The sequence below is a fragment of the Puribacter membranae genome, assembly GCF_055380425.1.
In genome coordinates this window covers 543,329-565,896 of the sequence record NZ_AP040167.1, presented here as the reverse complement: position 1 = coordinate 565,896, position 22,568 = coordinate 543,329, and the positions used below count along the sequence as shown (strand labels likewise).

Annotated in this window: 25 protein-coding genes, 1 tRNA gene and 2 pseudogenes; 19 read left to right on the top strand and 9 right to left on the bottom strand. The window is 47.5% G+C overall.

Annotated features, from left to right (window positions below; genetic code table 11):
- Window positions 1-62 precede the first annotated feature (62 nt).
- The 3 genes from ACZ41M_RS02690 (at window position 63) to ACZ41M_RS02680 (ending at window position 2,352) form a co-directional block, all read left to right on the top strand.
- Window positions 63-1,139: an IS481 family transposase gene (locus tag ACZ41M_RS02690; protein ID WP_464729930.1), complete on the top strand. Its 1,077-nt coding sequence runs from the start codon at window positions 63-65 to the stop codon at window positions 1,137-1,139.
- A 526-nt stretch (window positions 1,140-1,665) separates the two neighbouring features.
- On the top strand, window positions 1,666-1,929 hold the full coding sequence (locus ACZ41M_RS02685) for a prevent-host-death protein (RefSeq protein WP_464730400.1): 264 nt from the start codon (window positions 1,666-1,668) through the stop codon (window positions 1,927-1,929).
- A gap of 3 nt (window positions 1,930-1,932) precedes the next feature.
- Entirely contained in the window at window positions 1,933-2,352 is a 420-nt protein-coding gene (locus ACZ41M_RS02680; protein WP_464730401.1) for a PIN domain-containing protein, read from the top strand.
- Window positions 2,353-2,401: 49 nt separating this feature from the next.
- Here the strand turns inward: ACZ41M_RS02680 and ACZ41M_RS02675 are convergent, their stop codons facing one another.
- Entirely contained in the window at window positions 2,402-2,602 is a 201-nt protein-coding gene (locus ACZ41M_RS02675) for a hypothetical protein (protein ID WP_464730402.1), read from the bottom strand.
- Window positions 2,603-3,341: 739 nt separating this feature from the next.
- On the opposite strand from ACZ41M_RS02675, the gene ACZ41M_RS02670 reads away from it, so the two are divergent.
- Both ACZ41M_RS02670 and ACZ41M_RS02665 read left to right on the top strand, forming a co-directional pair.
- The gene (locus tag ACZ41M_RS02670) at window positions 3,342-3,659 is read left to right on the top strand and encodes a transposase (RefSeq protein ID WP_464730403.1); all 318 of its coding nucleotides are present in this window, start codon (window positions 3,342-3,344) and stop codon (window positions 3,657-3,659) included.
- Window positions 3,656-4,522, top strand: a complete 867-nt coding sequence (locus ACZ41M_RS02665) for an IS3 family transposase (protein ID WP_464730404.1) — start codon at window positions 3,656-3,658, stop codon at window positions 4,520-4,522. The genes ACZ41M_RS02670 and ACZ41M_RS02665 overlap by 4 nt, the downstream gene beginning before the upstream one ends.
- 129 nt (window positions 4,523-4,651) lie before the next feature.
- Here the strand turns inward: ACZ41M_RS02665 and ACZ41M_RS02660 are convergent.
- The 3 genes from ACZ41M_RS02660 to ACZ41M_RS02650 all read right to left on the bottom strand — a co-directional run bounded on the left by ACZ41M_RS02660 (window position 4,652) and on the right by ACZ41M_RS02650 (window position 7,254).
- Window positions 4,652-5,763, bottom strand: a protein-coding gene (locus ACZ41M_RS02660; RefSeq protein WP_464730405.1) for an IS3 family transposase whose coding sequence is annotated in 2 segments (ribosomal slippage) — window positions 4,652-5,502 and window positions 5,502-5,763 — 1,113 coding nt in all. Because the reading frame shifts where the segments join, the coding sequence is not laid out codon by codon here.
- A gap of 61 nt (window positions 5,764-5,824) precedes the next feature.
- The gene (locus ACZ41M_RS02655) at window positions 5,825-6,022 is read right to left on the bottom strand and encodes a hypothetical protein (RefSeq protein WP_464730406.1); all 198 of its coding nucleotides are present in this window, start codon (window positions 6,020-6,022) and stop codon (window positions 5,825-5,827) included.
- Between the two features lie 119 nt (window positions 6,023-6,141).
- Complete coding sequence (locus ACZ41M_RS02650) at window positions 6,142-7,254, bottom strand: calcium:cation antiporter (protein WP_464730407.1); 1,113 nt, start codon at window positions 7,252-7,254, stop codon at window positions 6,142-6,144.
- Window positions 7,255-7,596: 342 nt separating this feature from the next.
- Between ACZ41M_RS02650 and ACZ41M_RS02645 the strand changes: the two genes are divergently transcribed.
- Window positions 7,597-8,523 carry a DMT family transporter gene (locus tag ACZ41M_RS02645; protein WP_464730408.1) on the top strand — a complete coding sequence of 309 codons (927 nt, stop codon included), beginning with the start codon at window positions 7,597-7,599 and terminating at the stop codon, window positions 8,521-8,523.
- Window positions 8,524-8,612: 89 nt separating this feature from the next.
- Here the strand turns inward: ACZ41M_RS02645 and ald are convergent, their stop codons facing one another.
- Window positions 8,613-9,734, bottom strand: coding sequence for an alanine dehydrogenase (gene ald / locus ACZ41M_RS02640; RefSeq protein ID WP_464730409.1), 1,122 nt, complete (start codon window positions 9,732-9,734; stop codon window positions 8,613-8,615).
- A 316-nt stretch (window positions 9,735-10,050) separates the two neighbouring features.
- Between ald and ACZ41M_RS02635 the strand changes: the two genes are divergently transcribed.
- The 8 genes and pseudogenes from ACZ41M_RS02635 to recX all read left to right on the top strand — a co-directional run bounded on the left by ACZ41M_RS02635 (window position 10,051) and on the right by recX (window position 14,564).
- Complete coding sequence (locus ACZ41M_RS02635) at window positions 10,051-10,578, top strand: dihydrofolate reductase (protein ID WP_464730410.1); 528 nt, start codon at window positions 10,051-10,053, stop codon at window positions 10,576-10,578.
- Between the two features lie 12 nt (window positions 10,579-10,590).
- Window positions 10,591-10,887: pseudogene (locus tag ACZ41M_RS02630) on the top strand (methyltransferase); the annotation flags it as partial.
- A 50-nt stretch (window positions 10,888-10,937) separates the two neighbouring features.
- Complete coding sequence (locus tag ACZ41M_RS02625; protein WP_464730411.1) at window positions 10,938-11,756, top strand: integrase core domain-containing protein; 819 nt, start codon at window positions 10,938-10,940, stop codon at window positions 11,754-11,756.
- 8 nt (window positions 11,757-11,764) lie between these two features.
- Window positions 11,765-12,427: pseudogene (locus tag ACZ41M_RS02620) on the top strand (class I SAM-dependent methyltransferase); the annotation flags it as partial.
- 114 nt (window positions 12,428-12,541) lie between these two features.
- A complete protein-coding gene (locus ACZ41M_RS02615) occupies window positions 12,542-13,069 on the top strand; it encodes an FKBP-type peptidyl-prolyl cis-trans isomerase (RefSeq protein WP_464730412.1) in 528 nt (175 codons plus the stop codon).
- Window positions 13,070-13,087: 18 nt separating this feature from the next.
- Window positions 13,088-13,375 (top strand): MJ0042-type zinc finger domain-containing protein, encoded by a 288-nt coding sequence (locus ACZ41M_RS02610; protein ID WP_464730413.1) that lies wholly within the window; start codon window positions 13,088-13,090, stop codon window positions 13,373-13,375.
- The gene (locus ACZ41M_RS02605) at window positions 13,376-13,978 is read left to right on the top strand and encodes a chorismate--pyruvate lyase family protein (RefSeq protein ID WP_464730414.1); all 603 of its coding nucleotides are present in this window, start codon (window positions 13,376-13,378) and stop codon (window positions 13,976-13,978) included. It begins immediately after the preceding gene.
- Entirely contained in the window at window positions 13,968-14,564 is a 597-nt protein-coding gene (gene recX, locus ACZ41M_RS02600) for a recombination regulator RecX (protein ID WP_464730415.1), read from the top strand. Before ACZ41M_RS02605 ends, recX begins: the two co-directional genes overlap by 11 nt.
- 109 nt (window positions 14,565-14,673) lie before the next feature.
- On the opposite strand, the gene ACZ41M_RS02595 is transcribed toward recX, so the two are convergent.
- Window positions 14,674-15,405 carry a peptidylprolyl isomerase gene (locus tag ACZ41M_RS02595; protein WP_464730416.1) on the bottom strand — a complete coding sequence of 244 codons (732 nt, stop codon included), beginning with the start codon at window positions 15,403-15,405 and terminating at the stop codon, window positions 14,674-14,676.
- Between the two features lie 222 nt (window positions 15,406-15,627).
- Entirely contained in the window at window positions 15,628-16,170 is a 543-nt protein-coding gene (locus ACZ41M_RS02590; RefSeq protein WP_464730417.1) for a septation protein A, read from the bottom strand.
- Between the two features lie 326 nt (window positions 16,171-16,496).
- On the opposite strand from ACZ41M_RS02590, the gene ACZ41M_RS02585 reads away from it, so the two are divergent.
- The 4 genes from ACZ41M_RS02585 (at window position 16,497) to clpX (ending at window position 20,147) form a co-directional block, all read left to right on the top strand.
- Window positions 16,497-16,584 (top strand) — tRNA-Leu (locus ACZ41M_RS02585).
- Between the two features lie 153 nt (window positions 16,585-16,737).
- Window positions 16,738-18,030: a trigger factor gene (gene tig, locus ACZ41M_RS02580; RefSeq protein WP_464732128.1), complete on the top strand. Its 1,293-nt coding sequence runs from the start codon at window positions 16,738-16,740 to the stop codon at window positions 18,028-18,030.
- Between the two features lie 207 nt (window positions 18,031-18,237).
- Entirely contained in the window at window positions 18,238-18,852 is a 615-nt protein-coding gene (clpP, locus tag ACZ41M_RS02575) for an ATP-dependent Clp endopeptidase proteolytic subunit ClpP (protein ID WP_464730418.1), read from the top strand.
- Window positions 18,853-18,860: 8 nt separating this feature from the next.
- On the top strand, window positions 18,861-20,147 hold the full coding sequence (gene clpX / locus ACZ41M_RS02570) for an ATP-dependent protease ATP-binding subunit ClpX (protein ID WP_464730419.1): 1,287 nt from the start codon (window positions 18,861-18,863) through the stop codon (window positions 20,145-20,147).
- A gap of 154 nt (window positions 20,148-20,301) precedes the next feature.
- Here the strand turns inward: clpX and ACZ41M_RS02565 are convergent, their stop codons facing one another.
- Both ACZ41M_RS02565 and ACZ41M_RS02560 read right to left on the bottom strand, forming a co-directional pair.
- Window positions 20,302-20,559 (bottom strand): hypothetical protein, encoded by a 258-nt coding sequence (locus tag ACZ41M_RS02565; protein ID WP_464730420.1) that lies wholly within the window; start codon window positions 20,557-20,559, stop codon window positions 20,302-20,304.
- 11 nt (window positions 20,560-20,570) lie between these two features.
- The gene (locus ACZ41M_RS02560; RefSeq protein WP_464730421.1) at window positions 20,571-21,398 is read right to left on the bottom strand and encodes an IS3 family transposase; all 828 of its coding nucleotides are present in this window, start codon (window positions 21,396-21,398) and stop codon (window positions 20,571-20,573) included.
- Between the two features lie 70 nt (window positions 21,399-21,468).
- Here ACZ41M_RS02560 and ACZ41M_RS02555 point away from each other — a divergent pair, with 70 nt between their 5' ends.
- Window positions 21,469-22,545 carry an IS481 family transposase gene (locus ACZ41M_RS02555; RefSeq protein WP_464729930.1) on the top strand — a complete coding sequence of 359 codons (1,077 nt, stop codon included), beginning with the start codon at window positions 21,469-21,471 and terminating at the stop codon, window positions 22,543-22,545.
- Window positions 22,546-22,568 lie beyond the last annotated feature (23 nt).

Here is a 22,568-nt window from a genome sequence, read left to right as displayed (position 1 = left end):
CTGTATTAGTTAAGACTTAATCTGACGTTTTGTTTATCATATAGGAAACAAAGGAGTCAGAAATGAACACTCAATCAAGTCACAAGATTATCAAAAATAAATTAGGTTTGCTCAATTTAGCCCAAACTTTGGGCAGTGTCTCAAAAGCCTGCAAGACGATGGGATTTAGTCGAGACAGTTACTATCGGTTTAGAGATTTGTATGAGCGCGGAGGTGAGGCGGCGTTACAAGAAATCAGTCGCCGTAAACCGATACTCAAGAACCGTATCGACCCGTCAATAGAAGAAGCGGTGGTCAACTTCGCCATAGACAAACCCGCGTATGGACAGCACCGAGTGAGCAATGAATTACGCAAAGTTGGCGTATTTGTTTCAGGTGGTGGCGTTCGTTCCATTTGGTTACGCCATGACTTAGAAACCTTCCAGAAGCGACTCAAAGCATTATCAGCCAAAATCGCACAAGACGGCATCATACTCACAGAAGACCAACTGTTTGCACTCGAACGTGCTCGCGAAGAGAAACAAGCGCATGGTGAAATCGAAACCGAACATCCAGGCTATTTGGGTTCGCAAGACACCTATTACGTCGGCACGATTAAAGGCGTGGGGCGGATTTATCAACAAACCTACATCGACACTTACTGCAAGCTGGCGATTGTCAAACTGTATCAACAAAAACACGCCATTACTTCGGCTGATTTGCTTAATGACCGTGTGATACCGTTCTATGAGGCGCACGACATACCGCTGTTACGCATCCTTACAGACCGAGGCAGTGAATACTGTGGCAACCGAGAAACGCATGAGTATCAGTTATATTTGGACTTAGAGGACATTGAGCACACGCGTACCAAGGTCAAGCATCCGCAAACCAATGGCATTTGTGAACGTTTCCACAAAACCATACAAAACGAATTCTACGCCACCGCATTTCGGCGTAAAATATACAACAGTTTGGAAGAGTTACAAGTCGACTTGGACGCATGGGTGCTGGATTACAACGAGCAACGAACCCACTCAGGGAAGCATTGCTTTGGTAAAACACCCATGCAAACTTTTTTAGATAGCAAACATATCGCTATCGAGAAACAACTGAATCGGACATTTCAGACAACCGAGTCAGTTTTAGCGACAGCCTAATAACTGTCTGTCAGGTCAAGTCGTGGCTACTACATTTATAGTCTAATCATCTGGAAAAGAAACATTAAACTTCAGTTTCTGCTTTGTAACGGTCACTTTTTTTCGGGTTTTGCGTTTCAGTTCATTGAGTTCTTCTGCACTAAGCATCGCGCGGTATCGTCAAATTAACTTTTTCAGTCTGAAAAATTCGTAAGTTCATGCAATATCTCATGCGCCCAACGGATTTTGGGCTATGGTTCGCCACATTGATAAGCAGAATTCGATGCGCTTTTGCTGTCGTTTTATGACTGTTCATTTGGAAATGATCGTAGAACTTGCTCATCGCACTCAGAAACCTTTGAGCTTGCGTAATGGATTGAAACCTCATCATTTTTCGATCTTCCGTTTAAATGCCAAGTAACTTGACGATGGCCATTAATTAATAATTCGAGTTCTCATCTAAACATTTTTTACGTGATCATAACTATTGACTCAAAAAGAAGTTTGTCATAACATACAAACATTAATCATTCGGAGGAGTTTTATAATGACTATTCAAACCATATCGAGTCGAGAATTTACGCGCGATATTGCAGCGGCGAAGCGCGCAGCCAATGATGGTCCGGTATTCATCACACATCGAGGTCAACCTGCCTATGCCTTGCTCAAAATTGATGACTACTATGGGATGACTGGACAACATCGCGACGTGAGCTTGTTGGCTCTTATGGACAATATTGCCTGCGAAGAAGGCATTGAGTTTGAACCGGCCAAATTGTCGATTCAGCTATCTGATGCTCAGTTGGGGTGATCCATGTACTTGTTAGATACAAACGTTCTATCAGAGTTGCGTCACGGAAAACCACAGCAGTCTACGGCGGTGCGTAATTGGGCTGCGACACAAAGCAGCGGCAAGCTGTTTATCTCGGCAATTACCTTGTTGGAGCTGGAAAAAGGTGTTCAGGCTTTGGAGCGTAAAACCCCGCCTCAAGGTTCGGCATTAAGAACTTGGCTTAATGGACTACGCCTAGCGTTTGCCGGTCGTATTCTGCCCTTCACTGAAAACACTGCACCGATTTGCGCGGCATTGCACTTACCTGATCCTCGCAGCGAGCGAGATGCCATGATTGCCGCTACAGCATTGGAGCATCGGTTTGTTGTCGTCACACGCAATATATCCGATTTTGCGCACACAGGTGTGCAGCTGATCAACCCATGGGAGTTTTCTACTTAACTTTTTGTTTGTTGAGTTGCTTGTATCGGGTTTCTCTATTTTAATTATTCTACTCTTCGGGTGAATGGACTTTAAGGCCAGGAAAATATTTTTGTAGATACTCGACTTTTTCTTTGGTTTTGCGTTTCAGTTCATTGATTTCTTCTGGGCTAAGCATAGTGCTACTGGATAAGTTACACTCCTCCCCTACTGTTTCAGCAGAATCAAAAGATGTTTCAATAGGCTGAGGGGTTAATTGTTCTGAGTTCATAAAAGTACCTTCTTTTGTATGATTGAAAGTTCTGAGATACTGTTCACAGCTTCATTTTTGAGGTTTTTTGTAACAGCCTGATCTCCGTACCTGTTGGTCAAATCAGAGTTTAGATCAATTCAAAACAGCATAACTTCTATTGTCAAATATTTTTCGCATAAAACTCAAGGCTTGTTGCACATAACCCACGATTATATATTATGTTAAATTTTAGAATTAATATTTACTACTCAAAATGAAAGACTCAGGATATTTTAATATTTAAAAAACCACAACTCAAGTTTGTTATGAAAATCACGGTTTTGACCATATTATTCACGATAATCTGAGATTGTTACATTTTGTAGACGAACTGTTATAGTTGGCTTAGAATACACACTACCAGACAGAAGCCATACCAGCCTTGATCTTATTGTTATTTTTAGGATTGATCCGATTATAAGAACAAATTTGTTCTTGACTTAGAAACAATTCTGGTTTACCTTAACAAGTGAGGGATGAGTTCCCCTCTTCTTCTTGAAAAATTCTTAAATCTCCCTGCAATTGTAAACAAAAATAATTACTGAAAATTGCACCGATAGGTAGATTCTTCAATTGTGCATAACACAACTTATACGAAATTGGTGTGTAGCGGCTAAATAGAAATGTCCGATTCTAGCTATATTCTCTTTGCAGCTTTGTTAACATGATCTGCCCTCGATTTGACGGACACCTATCAACGTAAAAAAAGAGGTGTCAAATGAAACGCAATCAATACGATGAAACGTTCAAATCAGAGGCAGTAAAGTTAGCTTTATCAGGCGAACTAAGTTACGCCGAAATTGCCCGAGATTTGGGGGTAAACTACGGGACTTTAACGAATTGGATTTATGCCACGATGAGCAACCCGAAGTCAGACAAGATAAGCAATACAACCCAACCAAACAAACCAAGTAAACAGGACTATCAAACGTTAGAGCGTCAACTCAAAGCAGCTCACAAAGAGTTGGACTTGCGTAAACGGGAGATTGATTTCCTAAAAAAAGCAAGCGCGTATTTTGCGAGCCTGAAACCGTGAAATACGCGTGCATTCAAGAACATCAGGGGCTAACCATCGCCCGCAAATGCGCCATCATGGGCGTTTCGCGCAGTGGATTTTACGATTGGCGCAATCGTGAGGTTTCAGTCCGTGAGGTGTCTAATATCCAATTAGACGAGCACATCATGCGCATTTACCGTGAGCACGAGGGGCGCTATGGTTATCGGCGCGTATGTGACGAATTGCGCGACCTTGGCGTGTCCGCATCGTTGGAACGTGTGCGTCGCAGAATGAAGCGCATTGGGATACGTGGCATTCAAAGCATCAAATTCAAATACACCACCAACAGCCGTCACAATCTCCCGATTGCACCAAACCTGTTGGAACAGAACTTTAAGGTAACTGCTCCAAATACCGCGTGGGTGGGCGATATAACTTATATTCGCGTGAAACAACAGTGGTTATATTTGGCTGTGATTTTAGACTTGCATTCACGCAAGGTGATTGGTTGGGCATTTGGCGTGCGTATCAATGCCAAATTGGTTTGTGATGCGCTCAAATCAGCGTTGCGCAGTCGGGGTTATCCAACGGGTGTCATTATACACACCGACCGTGGAAGCCAGTATTGCTCAAAGGATTATCAGAAATTGATTAAGGAGTACCAACTCAAATGCAGCATGAGTGGTAAAGGCAATTGCTACGACAATGCGGCGTGCGAAAGCTTCTTCCACACCCTAAAAGTCGAATTTGTGTATCAACATTCGTTCGGCTCAATTGAGCACGCACAGTCCATGATTTTTTGGTTTATCGAGGTTTATTACAATCGAAAGCGCAAGCATTCAACAATCGGCTATAAATCTCCTGTAAACTTCGAGTTGGCTTACATCAAATTAGCCGCTTAAACTGTCCGTGGAAACGAGGGCAGATCAACATCCTCATCACTTACTTTATTTGACTTAATATAAACATCAGCATCTTTCTTAAACTGTAGCTGTTGCTTCTTTATATAAGCATCTGTAACCTTCCCTATTTCAGTTACACTGTAAATTAGAGTTTGCGGTGTTGTTAACTGTATCCAAATACTCCCAAGGAGTCAAATTCCCCAGTGATTCATGAGGGCGTTCTTCGTTGTATTCACGAATCCAATCATCGGTCAGCTCACGTACCTGATTCAGACTTTTGAACACATACATGTTCAGCATCTCATCGCGATAGGTACGATTGAACCGTTCAACAAACGAATTCTGCGTGGGCTTTCCCGGTTGAATAAATTCCAAATGAATGCCGTGCGTCTCTGCCCAATCGGCTAATGCAGTGGAAATAAACTCTGGCCCGTTATCCATACGAATCTGTTGCGGATAGCCACGCCATGCAATGATGCGCTCCAGCACGCGGATGATTCTCGGTGCAGGCAGGCTCAGATCAATTTCAATTGCCAAGGCTTCGCGGTTAAAGTCATCAACCACATTGAAGGTGCGAAACCGCCGCCCACAGACAAGCGAATCACTCATGAAATCCATTGACCAACTTTGATTGATGACACTGGGAACAGAAAGTGTTTGTGGATTCCGGCTGGGAAGGCGCCTCTTACCGCGACGGCGCATATTCAGGTTTAATTGACAATACACCCGATGTACGCGTTTGTGATTCCAAGCATGGCCTTGCCGCCGGAGGATGTGCAGTAGTTTGCCAAAGCCATAGGCTGGATAGCGTTCTACTGCGGCTTGTATCCCTGCAATCACAGCATGGTCTTTGTTCATCATGGGGCGATAGCGATAGCTTGAGTCGCTGATGCCGATCAAACGACAGGCGCGGCGCAAACTGCTGTCATGCTCTTGCCGAGCATAGTCCACCAGCTCGCGCCGTACACCTGTCGTCAAAGCTTTTTTTCGACAATGTCTTTCAGAATGCGGTTGTCCAAACACAACTCGGCGTACATTTGTTTGAGTCGTCGGTTCTCGTCTTCAAGCTCCTTGAGCCGCTTGATGTCGGAGGCTTCCATACCGCCATATTTGCTTTTCCAGTTGTAGTAGGTCGCCTCGGATACACCATACTCCCGACATACCTCTTTGACCAACCGGCCTGTTTCGACCTCTTTCAAGATCTTAACAATCTGCGTCTCTGTAAAACGTGATTTCTTCATCTAAGTTCTCCGTTTCTCTCTAAAGTCTACCGGAAAACTCTAGTTATCAGTGCTACTGGTTTTAGGGAGGGTTACAATCAGTTTCTGAACTAATCAAAACAAAAGCTAAAAAATCTTCATCCGTATATTCAAGGCCATCAATATCATGTCGCAATGGCGCCATTCTCGCAGCACCTTCAAAAAAAGACATTTTCTTTGAAAGCATTTGTTTTGCTAAATATACGGCATATGCTTCTGCAGTTAGTTCGTCAAGGTTCATCTCATTTATCTTTCCAAATTATCTAGGAATTCCAGCATAAGTTTTGACCGAGCAAAAATCTATGCATTTGAGCCATCGCTTTGTGACGATAAACCATCATCCCCGCTGCTAAATGCCCGTCATGGAAAAATACTCAAGAATAAAAACACCATGAACAATACCCAATGCACCGCACCTTGCAGAACCGTAGCGCTGTTACGCGAAATGGTCATTGAGGTAATCAACAAAGTCAAAGCCAGCATGGTGATTTCTTTTTGCGGCAACCCCAGCTCCAGAGGCAAATCCAACAATAGCGAAGTCACTGCCACCGTCGGAATGGTCAATCCGATCGTCGCCAACGCCGATCCCAGCGTTAAATTAAAGCTGATCTGCATTTGATTACGCATCGCCGCACGCACTGCCGAGAGTGTCTCCGGCAGCAACACCAGCATGGCAATCATGACCCCGACCACCGCCATTGGTGCAGAGATGGCATTCACGCCCGCCTCGATCGCAGGCGCCAATGTTTTCGCCAGTCCCACCACTGCAATCAAAGAGACCAACAAAAATACCAAGCTCACTACGGCCGAAAGTACCGATGGACGTGGGTGCGGCTCCACATCAGGCACCTCATTAACAACTATATTTTCTGGTGGTAAAAAATACTCACGATGCCGAATGGTCAATACAAATACAAACACGAAATACAGCAGCAAAGCCACCACACCTGTGAAAATCAGTTGCGTATTGGTCAAAGTCGCGCCCGCGGTGGATGAAGTAAACGTTGGCAGCACCAAAACCAACGTGGACAATACGGCCAAAACGGATAAAGTGGGCGTCGTTCCATCCACACGAAACACCAGCACGCGGTGGCGCCACGCGCCGAGCAGCAAACATAGCCCAATCACGCCGTTACAGACAATCATCACTGTGGCAAATACGGTATCGCGCGCCAGCGCACTGATCGCCTCCCCGCCGGAGAGCATCAGCGTCACGATCAACGACACTTCGATAACGGTCACCGCGAGCGCCAAAATCAGTGTGCCAAACGGTTCACCGACACGCAGCGCGATCACCTCCGCATGGTGAACGGACATTAAAACCGCAGAGATCAGAGCAATGGACACCAGCGTCAAGCCAAATCCTGACAGCTCGTTCCCCATCATAATTAAGAAAACACCCACCGCGATCAGCGGGATTAACAGCCCCCATGCAGGGGTATCAAAAAGAGGTTTACGAAAAAAGTTGACCATGCTGCTCCATTTATTTTAAATATCCAATGATTGAAGGTCTACATCTTACCTAACAAATTTGTTTGAATTTTGCTGTTTTTATTAAAAAACAAAAATAATTACTGCTTCCGATTGAAAAAAACGCACTTATTTGGAGCAAATGATTTTTTTCAGCAACAATATCCTCGTGAAACTTGTTTTATCACTGCCAAAACAGGTATAGTGGACGCCCTGTGCTTTTAGGGGTATTTTGACGCATGTTGGCATGAAGCAATTCGTGGTATCAACAGCAACCCAGGCCCGAACATCATCCGCTGTTTATTTAAAATCAGCCATTAAAAAATTCTTGGATAGTTTTTAGTAATGAATCGACCGTTAACTCGAGCGCAAGCCAATTTTTTGTTACTCATCTGCGCTTGTGCATGGGGCTGCGCTTTTGTTCCGCAATCCATCGCCGCGCCTTACATTGGCGCACTCACCTTCACCGGCACTCGGTTTTTGCTTGGCGCCGTATTGATTAGCCCGTTGGTTTGGATGGAATGGCAAAGTCTGAAGCAAAATGCTGCCGCACCCAAAATCACCACAAAAGATTGGCTGCACATTGCTCTCATGGGTGTGCTGTTGTGTGCCGGAACCTCTTTACAGCAAATCGGGATGAAGTATACCTCGGTGACCAACGCCGGTTTTCTCACCGGTCTATATGTACCACTGGTGCCGCTGCTGGGCTTGATTTTGTACAAACGCAAAGTGCATTGGGTGGTTTGGCCTGCGGCATTGGGCTGTCTGATCGGCACATGGTTATTGACCGGCGCCGGACAATTGGCTTTAAACGTCGGCGATCTGTGGGTACTCGGTACAGTGATTCCGTTCACCCTGCATGTTTTGTGGGTCGGCGGATTGGCCGAACGCCTGCACGCGCCGCTTCTGGTTGCATGGGGACAATTCATCGTCTGCGGCGTGTTGGCACTGCTGTTTTCGCTGCCATTGGAGACCTTCGACTGGAATAATCTGTCCAAAGTCTTCTGGCCGTTGGCGTATATGGTGTTTATTTCCGTCGGCATCGGCTTTACCGGTCAGGTGATTGGTCAACGCTACGCGCGCCCTGCCGAAGCCGCGATTATTCTCTCGGGCGAAACCGTATTTGCCGCACTGGCCGGCGCACTCTTTTTGAGCGAACGCCTGACCTGGTATGGTTATTTGGGTGGCGCGTTAATTGCTGCGGGTATTGTCATTGTACAAATTTTGCCGGAACCGAAAAAACCACCGGTCGCCGAACCGTTTTCGCTTTGACCATTCACCGCCCTCAAAACGCATGCAAACAACAAAGGAGCCAAACTGGCTCCTTTGTTATTGATACATCTTTTTGCACTTACATCTGCTTACAGCGCATTTACGGCATCCAGCGCCGGTACATAAGCCAAATGCTGCGCATCGGCCACGGCTTTGTAGGTCAATTGTCCTTTACAGACATTCAGACCGTTAAGCAAATGCGGATCGTCAAGCAAGGCCTGCTTGATGCCTTTATTCGCAATCGCCAGTGCATAAGGCAAGGTCGCGTTGTTCAATGCATAGGTTGAGGTACGCGGCACACCGCCCGGCATATTCGCCACGCAGTAATGCACCACACCATCCACCACATAAGTCGGATTTTCGTGGGTTGTCGCCTCAGAGGTTTCGGCACAGCCACCCTGATCAATCGCTACGTCCACGATGACTGAGCCTTTTTTCATTTTTTTCAATAAACTGCGAGGAATCAGTTTCGGCGCGTTCGCCCCGGGAATCAAGACCGTACCAATCACCAAATCCGCCGCCGTCACCGCTGATTCGACTGCGCCGGTGGTGGAGAAAATGGTTTTGATCTGATTATCAAAAATGTCGTCCAGATAACGCAAACGGTCAATATTGCGATCCAACACGCTGACATTAGCACCCATGCCGACCGCCATTTTAGTCGCATTCAAACCGGCCACGCCGCCGCCGAGTACCACCACATTCGCCGGAGCGACACCCGGAACACCACCCAGCAGCGTGCCCAAGCCACCTTCGGGCTTTTGCAAGGCATACGCACCAACCTGAACCGCCATGCGCCCGGCCACTTCCGACATCGGCGCGAGCAAAGGCAGTGTGCGATTGCCTGCCGTCACCGTTTCATACGCCACACCGATACAGCCGGATTTGAGCAGACCTTCGGTTTGCTCCGGATCGGGCGCCAAATGCAAGTAGGTGAACAAAATTTGCCCGTCGCGCAGTTGTTCATACTCAACTTTTTGCGGCTCTTTAACCTTGATAATCATCTCGCACTGGGCGAAAATTTCCGCAGCCGTCGCTTTGATCTGCGCACCTGCCGCTTCATACACCGCATCGTCCGCGCCAATGCCCTGTCCAGCTTGGGTTTCTACCCAAACTTCGTGGCCATGCGCAACCAATTCACGGACGTTTTCCGGAATCAGCCCAACGCGGTTCTCGTTATTTTTAATCTCCTTAGGTACCCCGATACGCATAATCATCTCCTTTGATGAAATACAAATTATATTCAAAACTTTCACCTATATCTTTCTGGAATAAAAGGTGAAAATTTTGGCGAAGTATACCGATAGCAGAATAAATTATTGAAACGATTTTTGTGCAAATTAAAAAAATTATGGTATTTTTTGAGAAAAATCCATAAAAACTTTCGATAATTAAAATGGACGCATCAACAGGCTGATTTTGGTATCATTGATTCCCATAAAAATACCTCTTCGCGCCTTTCATTCAGACTCATTGAACGGCACGGTAGCCCAATTTTCTATCGAGCAGATTAACCACCCAAGTACCATGACCACTCAAACACCCCGCATCACCCTTATCGCCGCCATCGCCAGCAATCGCGCGCTGGGCAAAGACAATCAACTGCTGTGGCATCTGTCTGAAGACTTAAAATTTTTCAAACGCACCACGCAAAATCACCCGATCATTATGGGGCGCAAAACCTACGACTCGATTGGCCGTCCGCTACCGAATCGCACCAATATTGTAATCTCCACACAGTTAAAGAATGGTGATTTGCCCGGTTGCCACATTGCAGGCGATTTGATGCAAGCCATTGATATTGCAAAAAAAGCCAACACCGAAACCAACACCGATGAACTATTCATCATCGGCGGTGCGCAAATTTATGCGCAAGCCATGCAGCAAAACCTCGCCGATCGCCTGCTGATCACGCATGTCAAACGCGACTTTGAAGCAGACGCATTTTTTCCCGAAATAGGTCAGCGCCATTGGCAAGAGGTCTGGCGCGAATCTCATCATGACACAGCCAGCGGTTTGGATTTCGACTTCGTTGACTACCGCAAAGTAGTTTGAAGGAAACCGACCATGTCCAAAAAAAACACGGTTCAGTCAGCCACTCAAACCACCGCAAAAAAACCGGCCAAGCTCGATAAAGCAACCGCCTATGAAGTACGGCCTGAGCAATCCGTTGACTTACTCAAAGCCCTGCACATCCTCACCAACGAAGGAAAAATCAACCAGGACTCTCGAAGAAAACTCAAGCAAATCTATCACTTATTTAACTTTATTAAACCATTGCTTGAAGATATCTTAGGTGATAAAGAAACACTGAGTTTGGTCGATCACGGAGCGGGTAAGTCATATTTGGGCTTTATTATTTATGTGTAAAAAATTAACGCGTTGTTTACAGTATTTTCGGAGAAAATACTGAAATGAATATGCACAAACGAGTCCGCCTAACCCCGTTAGACCGAGAGGAAATATGGCGCTTATATCAAGGTCGACAATGGAAGGTGACGCACTTGGCAGAACACTACCGAGTAAGTCGCCCTACCATCTATTCAGCGCTGAAAAAAGCGCGTTTACAACAATTTGCACCGAGCGACAGCACCAATGCTCGCTATCGTTCGATCCAATATGGGCTTAAACGATTGGCTAAAATTGAGTTGAGTATCCAAGCTCGACTCAAGCGTGAAGCTCAAAGGTATAACAAATCCTATCCCGGCGAAATGGTACATGTTGACACCAAACGTCTGCCCCTAATCAAAGGGCAAAACAACACGCAACCTCGCGAATATCTGTTCGTCGCGATAGACGACTACTCGCGCGAACTCTACGCCGCCATCCTGCCCGATAAAACCCAATTCAGTTCTGCGCAGTTCCTGATGGAACATCTGCTGGCTCAATGCCCTTATGAGATAGACTACATTTACTCAGACAACGGCAAGGAGTATAGAGGTACACCCCATCACGCATTTGTTCAAGCCTGCGCACAGCACAACATCGGGCAGCGCTTTACTCGCATCGCCAGACCTCAAACCAATGGCAAAGCTGAGCGAGTCATTCGTACCTTGATGCAAATGTGGCACGAGAAAATTCAATTTAAAGACCCGTTGCACCGACAAATTGAACTTAATCGCTTCATTAACTTTTACAATACCGTTAAACCTCACAAATCATTAAATAACTTAACCCCCTACGAGATACTACAAAATTACTTTTATCAAACAAACTGTAAACAACCCGATTAATTCTTACAATTTATGATTTATTTTTCAAACCGCAACAACTGAATCCGAACCAAGCACGCATTTACGGCATCGAAACCCGTCCCGATTTAGTCAGCCGCTCGCAGGAGTTGGCACAAAAAGCCGGATTTACCGGTATGCAATTTCTCAACCTATCGGTGGCTGACTCCATAACCTCGGACGCCCTACCCGAGCAAATCGACATTGTGACCGCCCTGCACGCCTGCAATACCGCGACCGACGATGCGATTCGCTTCGCTCTGGCGAAAAATGCCGAGCACATCGTACTTGTACCTTGCTGTCAGGCCGAAGTGGCCAGTTTTTTACGCAAAAATAAAGCCCACAATTTGGCCAATCCTTTATCGGAAATTTGGCGCTTTCCGATTCACACCCGCGAATTTGGTAGCCATCTGACCAATGTCTTGCGCTGCCTGCAACTGCAAGCGCATGGCTACACGGTTTCCGTGACCGAATTGGTCGGCTGGGAGCATTCGATGAAAAACGAGCTGATTATTGCCAGTCGCCAGCGCACACCGAACGGACGGATTCAATACAATCGCGCTGCGGCGCAGCGTTTAGGCGAATTGCTCAACACCTTTGGACTCAACCACGATCTGCATGAGCGATTTTTTACGCCGCAAGCATCAACCAAAGTCAACACCGAGCCTCATTAAAATTGCATCGATCCGCGCCAAAATCCACCGAAAAGCACCACGCTCGCGTATAATAATGAACCATATTTCTCATGCTCAATCACACAGCCGATTCAGTTCGGGCAAGGAATTCTTATGAAAATTGCTAAAAACACCGTCGTCACCCTCTCCATGTCTGTGACCGATGCACAAAACAACTTCATCGAAGAGACCTCCGGCGAAGGTTTTACCTATTTGCACGGTGGCTACGATGACTTTTTCCCAAAAATCGAAGAGGCACTCGAAGGCCAAGATATTGGCTATGAAACCACCGTTCAGCTCGAACCGGACGACGCATTTGGCGAATACGATGCCGAACTCGTGCGCGTGGAAGACCGCTCACTATTCCCTGCTGAAACCGAACCAGGCATGATGTTTGAAGGCATTCCTGAAGGCGGCAGCGAAGACGATATGGAATTTTTCACCGTGACCGACATCGCTGGCGACAAAGTGGTGCTGGATGGCAATCATCCGCTGGCTGGCATGGCTTTGCGCTGCGCGGTCAAAGTGACCGATGTGCGCCCTGCGACGGAAGAAGAAATCGAGCACGGCCACGTCCACGACGGTGACGGTCATCACCACGATCATGATGATGACCACGAGCACGGCAGCACCGTTCACTAATTAACCTTCAGGTGCGATATGACTGCCTTTGGCGCCAAATGTCCGCATTGCGACACATTATTTAAGGTCTATCCCGATCAGTTGCGCTTGCACAACGGCTATGCCAACTGCGGCGCCTGCGGTTTATCCTTCGACGTGCAAACCGCCTTGTTGCTGCTTCCGCCGCATCAAACGCAATTTTTGCCCTCGCAGCCCGACCAGGCGGACGGATTACCCGTACTCAATGCGGTGGCACAAATCGATGCAGCCACGCAGCCCGCTGATGCGGCCATCTGGCAAAATGATGCAGGCGCGGGAGCACACTAAATGAGCGCAAGCCAACAATCACCTTGGCAAAGCTACGTTCCCCGCATCGAACCGCACCACCGGCATTGGCTCACCGATGCCGGTTCTTTAACGCTTAAATTAAAACGCCATAGCCACGAATTTCAGGTCATCCGCACCTTTCAGGCTAAAACAGCGCTGCATCTGAGCGAGCAAGCACCCTTACAATTGCGCCTCGCCGACCGCGTCATGAGCCGCAATGTGATTCTGTGTTGCGATCAGCAGCCCGTGGTGTTCGGGCATACGGTGACGGCTCTGTCTACACTCAAACGTCACTGGCCATTTTTCAATGGTTTGGGGCAAAAAGCCCTCGGCCTCGCCCTATTTTTCAATCCGCTGATTCAGCGCCAAGCTTTTGAATTCACGCGCCTGTCCAAACACGACATGCTGTACCAACTGGCGCAACGCGCCTTGACACAACACGCTTTTTCCACCGAACTGCCGCAGCACCTCTGGGCGCGCCGCTGTGTGTTCACCCATTCGCGACACCCGAACAGCAAAATGATGGTGACCGAGGTCATGCTGCCTGCGGTGTATGCGCTGCGCGAGCTACGAACCAGTTTGAGTTACGAACATGCCCAATAGATTTGACGACCCACATGAGGACGAAGCATTTGAGCAGTTTGCGCCCAGCGAACCGGCGGAGCAACGAACCCGTGCGCCCGCCACACTGAGCACCAACGAACTGCGCCAGCGCATCATGCACCGAGCTGTGTCCTATCTGTCGCGTCGCGAACACGGGCAGACCGAACTCAAACGCAAACTCATGTTCGCCTTTGCCGAGCAACCCTTCACGCCGAATGAGCAGTTTGAGCATTTAGAAGCGCTGATTGATTACGTACTGGCGCATTTGGCACAAAACAATTGGCAATCCGATGCGCGTTTCGCCGCACAGATCGGCAAGGTCAAGGGCGAACGCTACGGCGCCGCCCGCATCAAACACACGCTGAATCAGCAAGGCTTATCGAAAGAACTCATCGACGAAACCGTAGCCGAATTGGCGCAAAGCGAGTTACAACGCGCGCATGCCGTCTGGCAAAAAAAATTCGGCGCTGCGCCCGGAAACGCCAGCGAATACGCCAAGCAAAGCCGTTTTTTGGCCTATCGTGGCTTTTCTTTTGACGTGATCAAAAAGGTGATTCAAGGCAAAGACCTTGATTTGGATGAATAATATTGGATGAGTAACATCCCCGCTACAACGCAGAGTCAAAAATAACAAAGGACAGGGTTTAACCTGTCCTTTGTTTATTAGCTACCATGCGTATGCAATCACATGATGCTTATTTCTTCATGAACGAGTCTTGCAACTGTTTCAAATGATCGCGTTTGGCCATTTCCATCACTTGAGGCTTGACCGCTTCAAACGCAGGCACATTTTGTGGCGTACGCGGCTCTTCGACCAATTGAATCACATGGTAACCAAACTGTGATTTCACCGGCGCTTCAGTGATTTGTTTCGGTGTCAATTTACCTGCCGCTTCCTTGAACTCAGGCACCCACGCATCCAATGGCATCCAGCCCAAATCACCGCCTTTGGCCGCAGAACCCGGATCTTTAGACTGCTTGGCGAGGGTTTCAAATTTTTCACCGGCTTTCAATTTGGTGATGATTTCTTTTGCTTTCTCTTCGCTGTCTACCAAAATATGGCGCAAATGGTATTCTTTACCCTTGTTCACTTGCTCGTCGTAGATTTTTTTCAACTCTTCGTCAGACGGCTTGAAGCTGGCCATTTTGCTTTCCAAAAACTTGGAGGCCAAAGCTTGCTCCACACCGATCGCGGACAAAATTTTCACGTCTTCATTTTTGTCCAAGCCATCTTGGCGAGCGGCATTGGCAATTGCTTCTTGCTGCGCCAGTTGCTCGTGAATGCGTTTTTTCATCTCGTCATTGACCGGCTGATCCGGCGCTTCAGCCGAGATTTGCTTGACGATCGCATCTACTTTTTGATCCAAAGTATATTTCGTTGTGTCTTTGGCACAGGCGCCCAAACCCAAACCAGCCAGTACCATCATTGCAACCATTAAACTATTTTTTTTCACCACAATTTTTCCTCAGGAAAATTAAAAAAGCATCATTAAACGTTTAAAACGCACAGGACTTGTTCGCAACCACAAATAAAGCTCCCAAAAAATTGAAGAGCCAAAGCCTGTTCCCATAAGAACACTCGAATTTATACCAAACAATTGTGCAGAAACAATGCTTGATTCAATCCGAGAAAACAGCGATACACCGCCTTATTCCTTACCTTTCGGCAAATAACGGCTGAGCCAAAAACCCTGAGCGATGACAAACGCAATGGTCAGACCCAGCGCCCAAAAAGTTTTGAAATTCATCCAAACATCATTGTCGTAATTGCTGAAAATATACCAATTCAGACAACCCAAAAAGATAAAAAACCCCGCCCACAGCCAAGCCATTTTTGTCCAAACTGGTTCGGGCAAGGTCAATTCATTGCCCATCAGCAGCTTAAACATATTTTTCTTGAAAACCAATTGTCCAATCAAAATCGCCGCGCCCATCACCCATTCGAGCACCGAGAATTTCCATTGTAAAAATCGAGGGTTATTAAAGAAAATCGACATCGAACCCAAAATCACAATCAGCACAAAACTAAACCAGTGCATCGGCTGAATGGGCATTTTCAGCGCCTTCATCAAAACCAGTTGCGCCAACGTCGCGCCCATCGCCACTTTGGTAGCGACCATCATATCGCCACCGCTGAGTTTATAACCAGCGAAAAACGCAATGATCACCAAAAAATCAATTAATAACTTCATCCGACACCCTTAGCACATTGTATGAATGACGCAGCAAAACAAACCCATATGACACAAAAACATGCCCGCTGCGCGTGCAAAATGCCGCATTCTACTGGTTATTCATACGTCATTCAAAATAAATGCGCTATTCTCAGCCGAAAATATGTAAAAAATACAGTCGCTGACAAAAATGATGCAAAAATTCATACAACCGCTTCACCCTTAATTTACCCTCAACAAAGCGGCCACAAATTGTCTGTAAGACAAACCCAGCCGACCATTTACAGTAAATCCGTAATGCAGTATAATTGCCGCTTTCGACGAAACGACCCTTGGTCGTTCCTGCGAGGGTGGCGAAATTGGTAGACGCACCAGGTTTAGGTCCTGGCGCCCTAAACAGGCGTAGGGGTTCGAGTCCCCTCCTTCGCACCAGATTCAAAAATTGGCAGCGCCAATTTTTATTTTTTCAATCGTGGCAATTGACATTGCACATACTGATAAAGGTTCACCATGACCACTGAAACAAACAACGAAGTGATTGAGCAAACGGAACAAGCTGTAGCAGCACCTGCTGAAAAGCCGACCATGACGCCGTCTTTGACCCGCACCGTCGAATTCGCCCTGACCGTGGCACAAGTAGATGCAGCCGCAGACAAACGCCTCAAACAAATGGCCAAATCGGTCAAAATCGCCGGTTTCCGCCCAGGTCATGTACCTATGTCGCGCGTCAAGCAAATGTACGGTTCACAAGCCAAATGGGAAGCCTTGAACGACCAAGTCGGTGAAAAATTCGCGCAAATCGCGCAAGAACAAAACCTCTACGTGGTCGGCACACCGAGCATCGAGCCGGTTGAAGGCAAAGACACCGACAGCGAATTGAACTTCGTTGCCAAATTTGAAGTCTATCCTGAAATTCCAGCCGTTGATTTGTCCGGCGCGGAAATTGAGCAAGCCAACTGCACCGTGACCGACGCGGACGTGACGCGTACCATCGACGTACTGCGCCAACAACGTGTGCAATACGAAGCTGCCGACAAAGCGGCTGAAAAAGAAGATCAAGTTAACATCAACTTCGTGGGCAAAATCGACGACGTGGCGTTTGAAGGCGGCTCTGCTGAAAACTACCCGTTCGTCTTGGGCCAAGGTCGCATGTTGCCAGAGTTTGAAACGGCGGTTGAAGGTTTGAAAGCCGGCGAATCACGCACTTTTGATCTGCCATTCCCAGAAGACTACCACGGTAAAGACGTCGCGGGCAAAACCGCACAATTCACCGTGACCGTGAACTCTGTTTCTGCACCGAAATTGCCTGAATTGAACAGCGACTTTGCCAAAGCATTGGGCGTGAAAGACGGCGACGTAGAAAAAATGCAAGCCGACATCAAAGTGAACTTGGAACGTGAAATTGCCAACCGTGCCAAAGCCATCACCAAAAACAACGTCATGGACGCATTGATCAAAGCCGCTGAATTTGACGTGCCGATGGCAATGGTGAACGAAGACATCCAACGCCTGCAACACAATGCGCGTGAAGACTTGCGCGCACGCGGCATTCCAGTGGATGACAAAATGACTTTGCCAGCCGATATTTTCACAGACCGTGCGCAACGCCGCGTTCGTTTGGGCTTGCTGATCGCCGATGTTGTGAATAAAAACGATCTGCGTTCAACTCCTGAACAAGTTCAAGCACACGTTGAAAACATTGCCGCAGCATACGAAGACCCACAAGGTTTCGTGAAATGGTATATGAGCGATGCACAACGCAAATCCGAAATCGAAGCCATCACCATGGAAGACAATGTGGTTCAATGGGCGTTGAAAAACGCGAAAGTGACGACAAAAGACGTAACGTTTGAAGAGTTGATGAACCCTCAGGCGTAAAACATTGGAACGCTTCGTAAAAAACGGCGCTCATAGCGTCGTTTTTTATAGCCTCTTGATTTATACCCAAATAAATCCCATATCTAAAAAGTAATACTTTACTTATTTTGATACAGAAAAAACCTGCCGCCTCGAACGATCAGGCCGCTTTTGGGTTATCATGCTAAAACTTCTCTATCGCACCCAATACCCGCAAAGGACGCACCTATGCTGTACAACGAACCTCAAAATATCGGCCTGATTCCGATGGTCGTGGAGCAGACCAGCCGTGGCGAACGCTCATTCGACATCTATTCACGTTTGCTCAAAGAACGTATCATCTTCCTCGTCGGCCCAGTGAATGACCAATCCGCCAATCTTGTGGTCGCGCAAATGCTGTTTTTGGAAAGCCAAGACCCGGACAAAGACATCCATTTTTACATCAACTCACCGGGCGGCTCCGTATCCGCCGGTATGAGCATTTACGATACCATGCAATTCATCAAACCTGACGTGTCCACCATGTGTATGGGCATGGCAGCGAGCATGGGCGCGATTTTATTGACTGCCGGCGCCAAAGGCAAACGTTTTTCCCTGCCCCACTCGCGCGTGATGATTCATCAGCCACTGGGCGGAATGCAAGGTCAGGCGTCGGACATCGAAATTCATGCGCGCGAAATTTTGCTCATTAAAGAGCGTTTGAACCAAATCATTGCCGAACGCACCGGTCAGCCGCTGGAAAAAGTTATTAACGACACCGACCGCGACAACTATTTGTCTGCGCAAGCCGCCGTCGAATACGGCCTGATTGACAAAGTACTCACCAGCCGTTCGGCACTGTAAGGATCGCCATGACCACAGAAAGTAATCACAACGAACTGTCCTGCTCCTTTTGCGGCAAACCCAAAAGCGAGGTTGAAAAGCTGATTGAAGGTCTGAACGGCTACATCTGCAACGAATGCATCGAAACCTGCGGCCATATTCTCAAGCTCGAAGAAACCGCAGCGCCGACGGAATCCGAACGCACCGATTTGCCAACGCCACAAGAAATTCTCGATCATTTGGACGACTACGTCATCGGCCAAAAACCGGCGAAAAAAGTGCTGTCCGTTGCCGTCTACAACCACTACAAACGCCTGCGCCATGCCAATGACAAAGTGCGCAACGATGTCGAGTTGGCCAAAAGCAATATTCTGCTAATCGGACCGACCGGCTCAGGCAAAACGCTGCTGGCGCAGACCTTGGCGCGTATGCTCAACGTACCGTTCGTCATGGCCGACGCCACCACTTTGACTGAAGCGGGCTACGTCGGCGAAGACGTAGAAAACATCGTACAAAAACTGTTGCAAGCCTGTCACTACGACGTCGAAAAAGCGCAAAAAGGCATTATTTACATCGACGAGATCGACAAAATCACGCGCAAAAGTGAAAACCCATCGATCACACGCGATGTGTCCGGCGAAGGCGTGCAACAAGCCCTGCTCAAATTGATTGAAGGCACAGTCGCCTCCATTCCACCGCAAGGCGGACGCAAACACCCGAATCAAGAATTCATCCAAGTGGATACCACCAACATTCTGTTCATCTGCGGCGGTGCATTTGATGGCTTGGACAAAATGATTACCGGTCGTACCGAAAAAGGCAGCATCGGCTTTAACGCCGACGTGCGCAAACCCGAAGAGCGCGCCATCGGCGAATTGCTCACCGAATTGGAAACCGAAGATTTGATTAAATTCGGTCTGATTCCCGAGCTAATCGGCCGCCTGCCGGTCTGGGCCTGTCTGAATAATTTGGACAAAGAAGCCTTGGTCGAAATTTTGACCGCACCTAAAAATGCGCTGGTCAAACAATACACCGCCTTGCTGGATATGGAAGACGTCAAGCTCACCTTCACGCCGGAAGCGCTGGACGCCATCGCCGAAAAAGCCATGCAGCGTAAAACCGGTGCGCGGGGCCTGCGCTCCATCGTCGAGGAAACGCTGCTGGACGTGATGTTTGATTTACCGTCGCAAACCGACATTGTGGAAGTCATTATCAATGCCGACTGCGTGACCGACAAGAAACAGCCGGAGTTAGTCAAAGGCAAACGTGTGGCGAAGAAAAAAGACTTCGGGCATATTCAGCCTTTGGCATCGTGAATCAATAGCCGCTGAAAAGCCGATATCCATACGGATAACCATTTCAGTGGTAGCCAAGTCAGTCACAAATTAGTAGGGGCAGGTTTCAAACCTGCCCCTACTACATCAACTGGCTAATCCATTCGTACGATTATCGCTAATCGTGCCTGCGAGATCAGACAAATGGAATTGGCACGATATCTGGTAATTCCGAATACCATCTACACCCAACAGGACAACTGTCAAAAAAGAACCATAATCCCTCATGCATTCCATCATCATCTTTCGGAAATGCATTTCTCAAAACATTTAGTTGCTGATCAATTGTGCCCGTTAACAAACACTCAGGTTTTCCCATCTCTGCCAAACGAATGTAGTTGTGTTCTACGGTAATACCCCCTAAAAGGGCGGCATCTAAAAGTAGAATCAACACAAGTCCTGCGTTTAGTGCAGGACGCGTGAGTTTGTTAAAGCCATCATACGCGTTTGCGCTGGAGTGAATCCACCGAGCGACATATGAGGACGGTTGTTATTGTAACACCACAGCCACTGTGTCGCCTCGATTTGAGCGTGTTCGAGTGACTCAAATAATGTCTGATTGAGCAATTCATAGCGCATGGTTCGGTTAAAGCGTTCAATGTAGGCGTTCTGCTGTGGGTTTCCAGGTTGGATGTAGAGCAGTTTAATGTCGTGCTTTTGCGCCCATTGTTGGTAGTGGTGGCTGATGAATTCAGGGCCGTTGTCCGAGCGTATCGCTTGAGGTTTACCACGCCATTCAATGAGTTGGTCGAGATAGCGCGTCAGCGTGGTTGCGGGGATTGAGAAGTTGATTTCTGCCAACAACCCTTCTCGGTTGTGGTCGTCAATGACGTTGCATGAGCGGATGCTGCGCCCATCCTCGAGGTTGTCGTGGGTGAAGTCGATTGACCACGTCACATCCATTGCGTCGGGCACTTCGAGTGGTTGCGGTGTTTCTCGGTCAAGGCGTTTGTTGGGAATCAGGCGCAAGTTGAGCCCGAGTTTGCAGTAAATGCGGTAGATGCGTTTGTGGTTGTATTTCCAGCCCAAGACGTTGCGGATGTGCAGGTAGCATAATCGAAAGCCCCATGTGTTTTGTCCTTTGGTGGTGGTCAACTCGATCAGTTTAGCGGCTATCATGGCGTTGGCTTGCGCGCGCGTTGGGATGTGGCGAAAGCGTTTTTCTGAGATACTCATGAGTTCGCAGGACGCACGGATGCTGATGTTTTTATCGTTGTGCAGTTGTTGCGCCATCTCTTTACGTGTATTAGTTAAGACTTAATCTGACGTTTTGTTTATCATATAGGAAACAAAGGAGTCAGAAATGAACACTCAATCAAGTCACAAGATTATCAAAAATAAATTAGGTTTGCTCAATTTAGCCCAAACTTTGGGCAGTGTCTCAAAAGCCTGCAAGACGATGGGATTTAGTCGAGACAGTTACTATCGGTTTAGAGATTTGTATGAGCGCGGAGGTGAGGCGGCGTTACAAGAAATCAGTCGCCGTAAACCGATACTCAAGAACCGTATCGACCCGTCAATAGAAGAAGCGGTGGTCAACTTCGCCATAGACAAACCCGCGTATGGACAGCACCGAGTGAGCAATGAATTACGCAAAGTTGGCGTATTTGTTTCAGGTGGTGGCGTTCGTTCCATTTGGTTACGCCATGACTTAGAAACCTTCCAGAAGCGACTCAAAGCATTATCAGCCAAAATCGCACAAGACGGCATCATACTCACAGAAGACCAACTGTTTGCACTCGAACGTGCTCGCGAAGAGAAACAAGCGCATGGTGAAATCGAAACCGAACATCCAGGCTATTTGGGTTCGCAAGACACCTATTACGTCGGCACGATTAAAGGCGTGGGGCGGATTTATCAACAAACCTACATCGACACTTACTGCAAGCTGGCGATTGTCAAACTGTATCAACAAAAACACGCCATTACTTCGGCTGATTTGCTTAATGACCGTGTGATACCGTTCTATGAGGCGCACGACATACCGCTGTTACGCATCCTTACAGACCGAGGCAGTGAATACTGTGGCAACCGAGAAACGCATGAGTATCAGTTATATTTGGACTTAGAGGACATTGAGCACACGCGTACCAAGGTCAAGCATCCGCAAACCAATGGCATTTGTGAACGTTTCCACAAAACCATACAAAACGAATTCTACGCCACCGCATTTCGGCGTAAAATATACAACAGTTTGGAAGAGTTACAAGTCGACTTGGACGCATGGGTGCTGGATTACAACGAGCAACGAACCCACTCAGGGAAGCATTGCTTTGGTAAAACACCCATGCAAACTTTTTTAGATAGCAAACATATCGCTATCGAGAAACAACTGAATCGGACATTTCAGACAACCGAGTCAGTTTTAGCGACAGCCTAATAACTGTCTGTCAGGTCAAGTCG

Excerpts from the sequence above, each read along its gene's own strand:
- ACZ41M_RS02690 (WP_464729930.1), top strand. The coding sequence starts at position 63 with ATGAACACTCAATCAAGTCACAAGATTATCAAAAATAAATTAGGTTTG.
- ACZ41M_RS02685 (WP_464730400.1), top strand. The coding sequence starts at position 1,666 with ATGACTATTCAAACCATATCGAGTCGAGAATTTACGCGCGATATTGCA.
- ACZ41M_RS02680 (WP_464730401.1), top strand. The coding sequence starts at position 1,933 with ATGTACTTGTTAGATACAAACGTTCTATCAGAGTTGCGTCACGGAAAA.
- ACZ41M_RS02675 (WP_464730402.1), bottom strand. The coding sequence starts at position 2,602 with ATGAACTCAGAACAATTAACCCCTCAGCCTATTGAAACATCTTTTGAT.
- ACZ41M_RS02670 (WP_464730403.1), top strand. The coding sequence starts at position 3,342 with ATGAAACGCAATCAATACGATGAAACGTTCAAATCAGAGGCAGTAAAG.
- ACZ41M_RS02655 (WP_464730406.1), bottom strand. The coding sequence starts at position 6,022 with ATGAACCTTGACGAACTAACTGCAGAAGCATATGCCGTATATTTAGCA.
- ACZ41M_RS02650 (WP_464730407.1), bottom strand. The coding sequence starts at position 7,254 with ATGGTCAACTTTTTTCGTAAACCTCTTTTTGATACCCCTGCATGGGGG.
- ACZ41M_RS02645 (WP_464730408.1), top strand. The coding sequence starts at position 7,597 with ATGAATCGACCGTTAACTCGAGCGCAAGCCAATTTTTTGTTACTCATC.
- ald (WP_464730409.1), bottom strand. The coding sequence starts at position 9,734 with ATGCGTATCGGGGTACCTAAGGAGATTAAAAATAACGAGAACCGCGTT.
- ACZ41M_RS02635 (WP_464730410.1), top strand. The coding sequence starts at position 10,051 with ATGACCACTCAAACACCCCGCATCACCCTTATCGCCGCCATCGCCAGC.
- ACZ41M_RS02625 (WP_464730411.1), top strand. The coding sequence starts at position 10,938 with ATGAATATGCACAAACGAGTCCGCCTAACCCCGTTAGACCGAGAGGAA.
- ACZ41M_RS02615 (WP_464730412.1), top strand. The coding sequence starts at position 12,542 with ATGAAAATTGCTAAAAACACCGTCGTCACCCTCTCCATGTCTGTGACC.
- ACZ41M_RS02610 (WP_464730413.1), top strand. The coding sequence starts at position 13,088 with ATGACTGCCTTTGGCGCCAAATGTCCGCATTGCGACACATTATTTAAG.
- ACZ41M_RS02605 (WP_464730414.1), top strand. The coding sequence starts at position 13,376 with ATGAGCGCAAGCCAACAATCACCTTGGCAAAGCTACGTTCCCCGCATC.
- recX (WP_464730415.1), top strand. The coding sequence starts at position 13,968 with ATGCCCAATAGATTTGACGACCCACATGAGGACGAAGCATTTGAGCAG.
- ACZ41M_RS02595 (WP_464730416.1), bottom strand. The coding sequence starts at position 15,405 with ATGATGGTACTGGCTGGTTTGGGTTTGGGCGCCTGTGCCAAAGACACA.
- ACZ41M_RS02590 (WP_464730417.1), bottom strand. The coding sequence starts at position 16,170 with ATGAAGTTATTAATTGATTTTTTGGTGATCATTGCGTTTTTCGCTGGT.
- tig (WP_464732128.1), top strand. The coding sequence starts at position 16,738 with ATGACGCCGTCTTTGACCCGCACCGTCGAATTCGCCCTGACCGTGGCA.
- clpP (WP_464730418.1), top strand. The coding sequence starts at position 18,238 with ATGCTGTACAACGAACCTCAAAATATCGGCCTGATTCCGATGGTCGTG.
- clpX (WP_464730419.1), top strand. The coding sequence starts at position 18,861 with ATGACCACAGAAAGTAATCACAACGAACTGTCCTGCTCCTTTTGCGGC.
- ACZ41M_RS02560 (WP_464730421.1), bottom strand. The coding sequence starts at position 21,398 with ATGGCGCAACAACTGCACAACGATAAAAACATCAGCATCCGTGCGTCC.
- ACZ41M_RS02555 (WP_464729930.1), top strand. The coding sequence starts at position 21,469 with ATGAACACTCAATCAAGTCACAAGATTATCAAAAATAAATTAGGTTTG.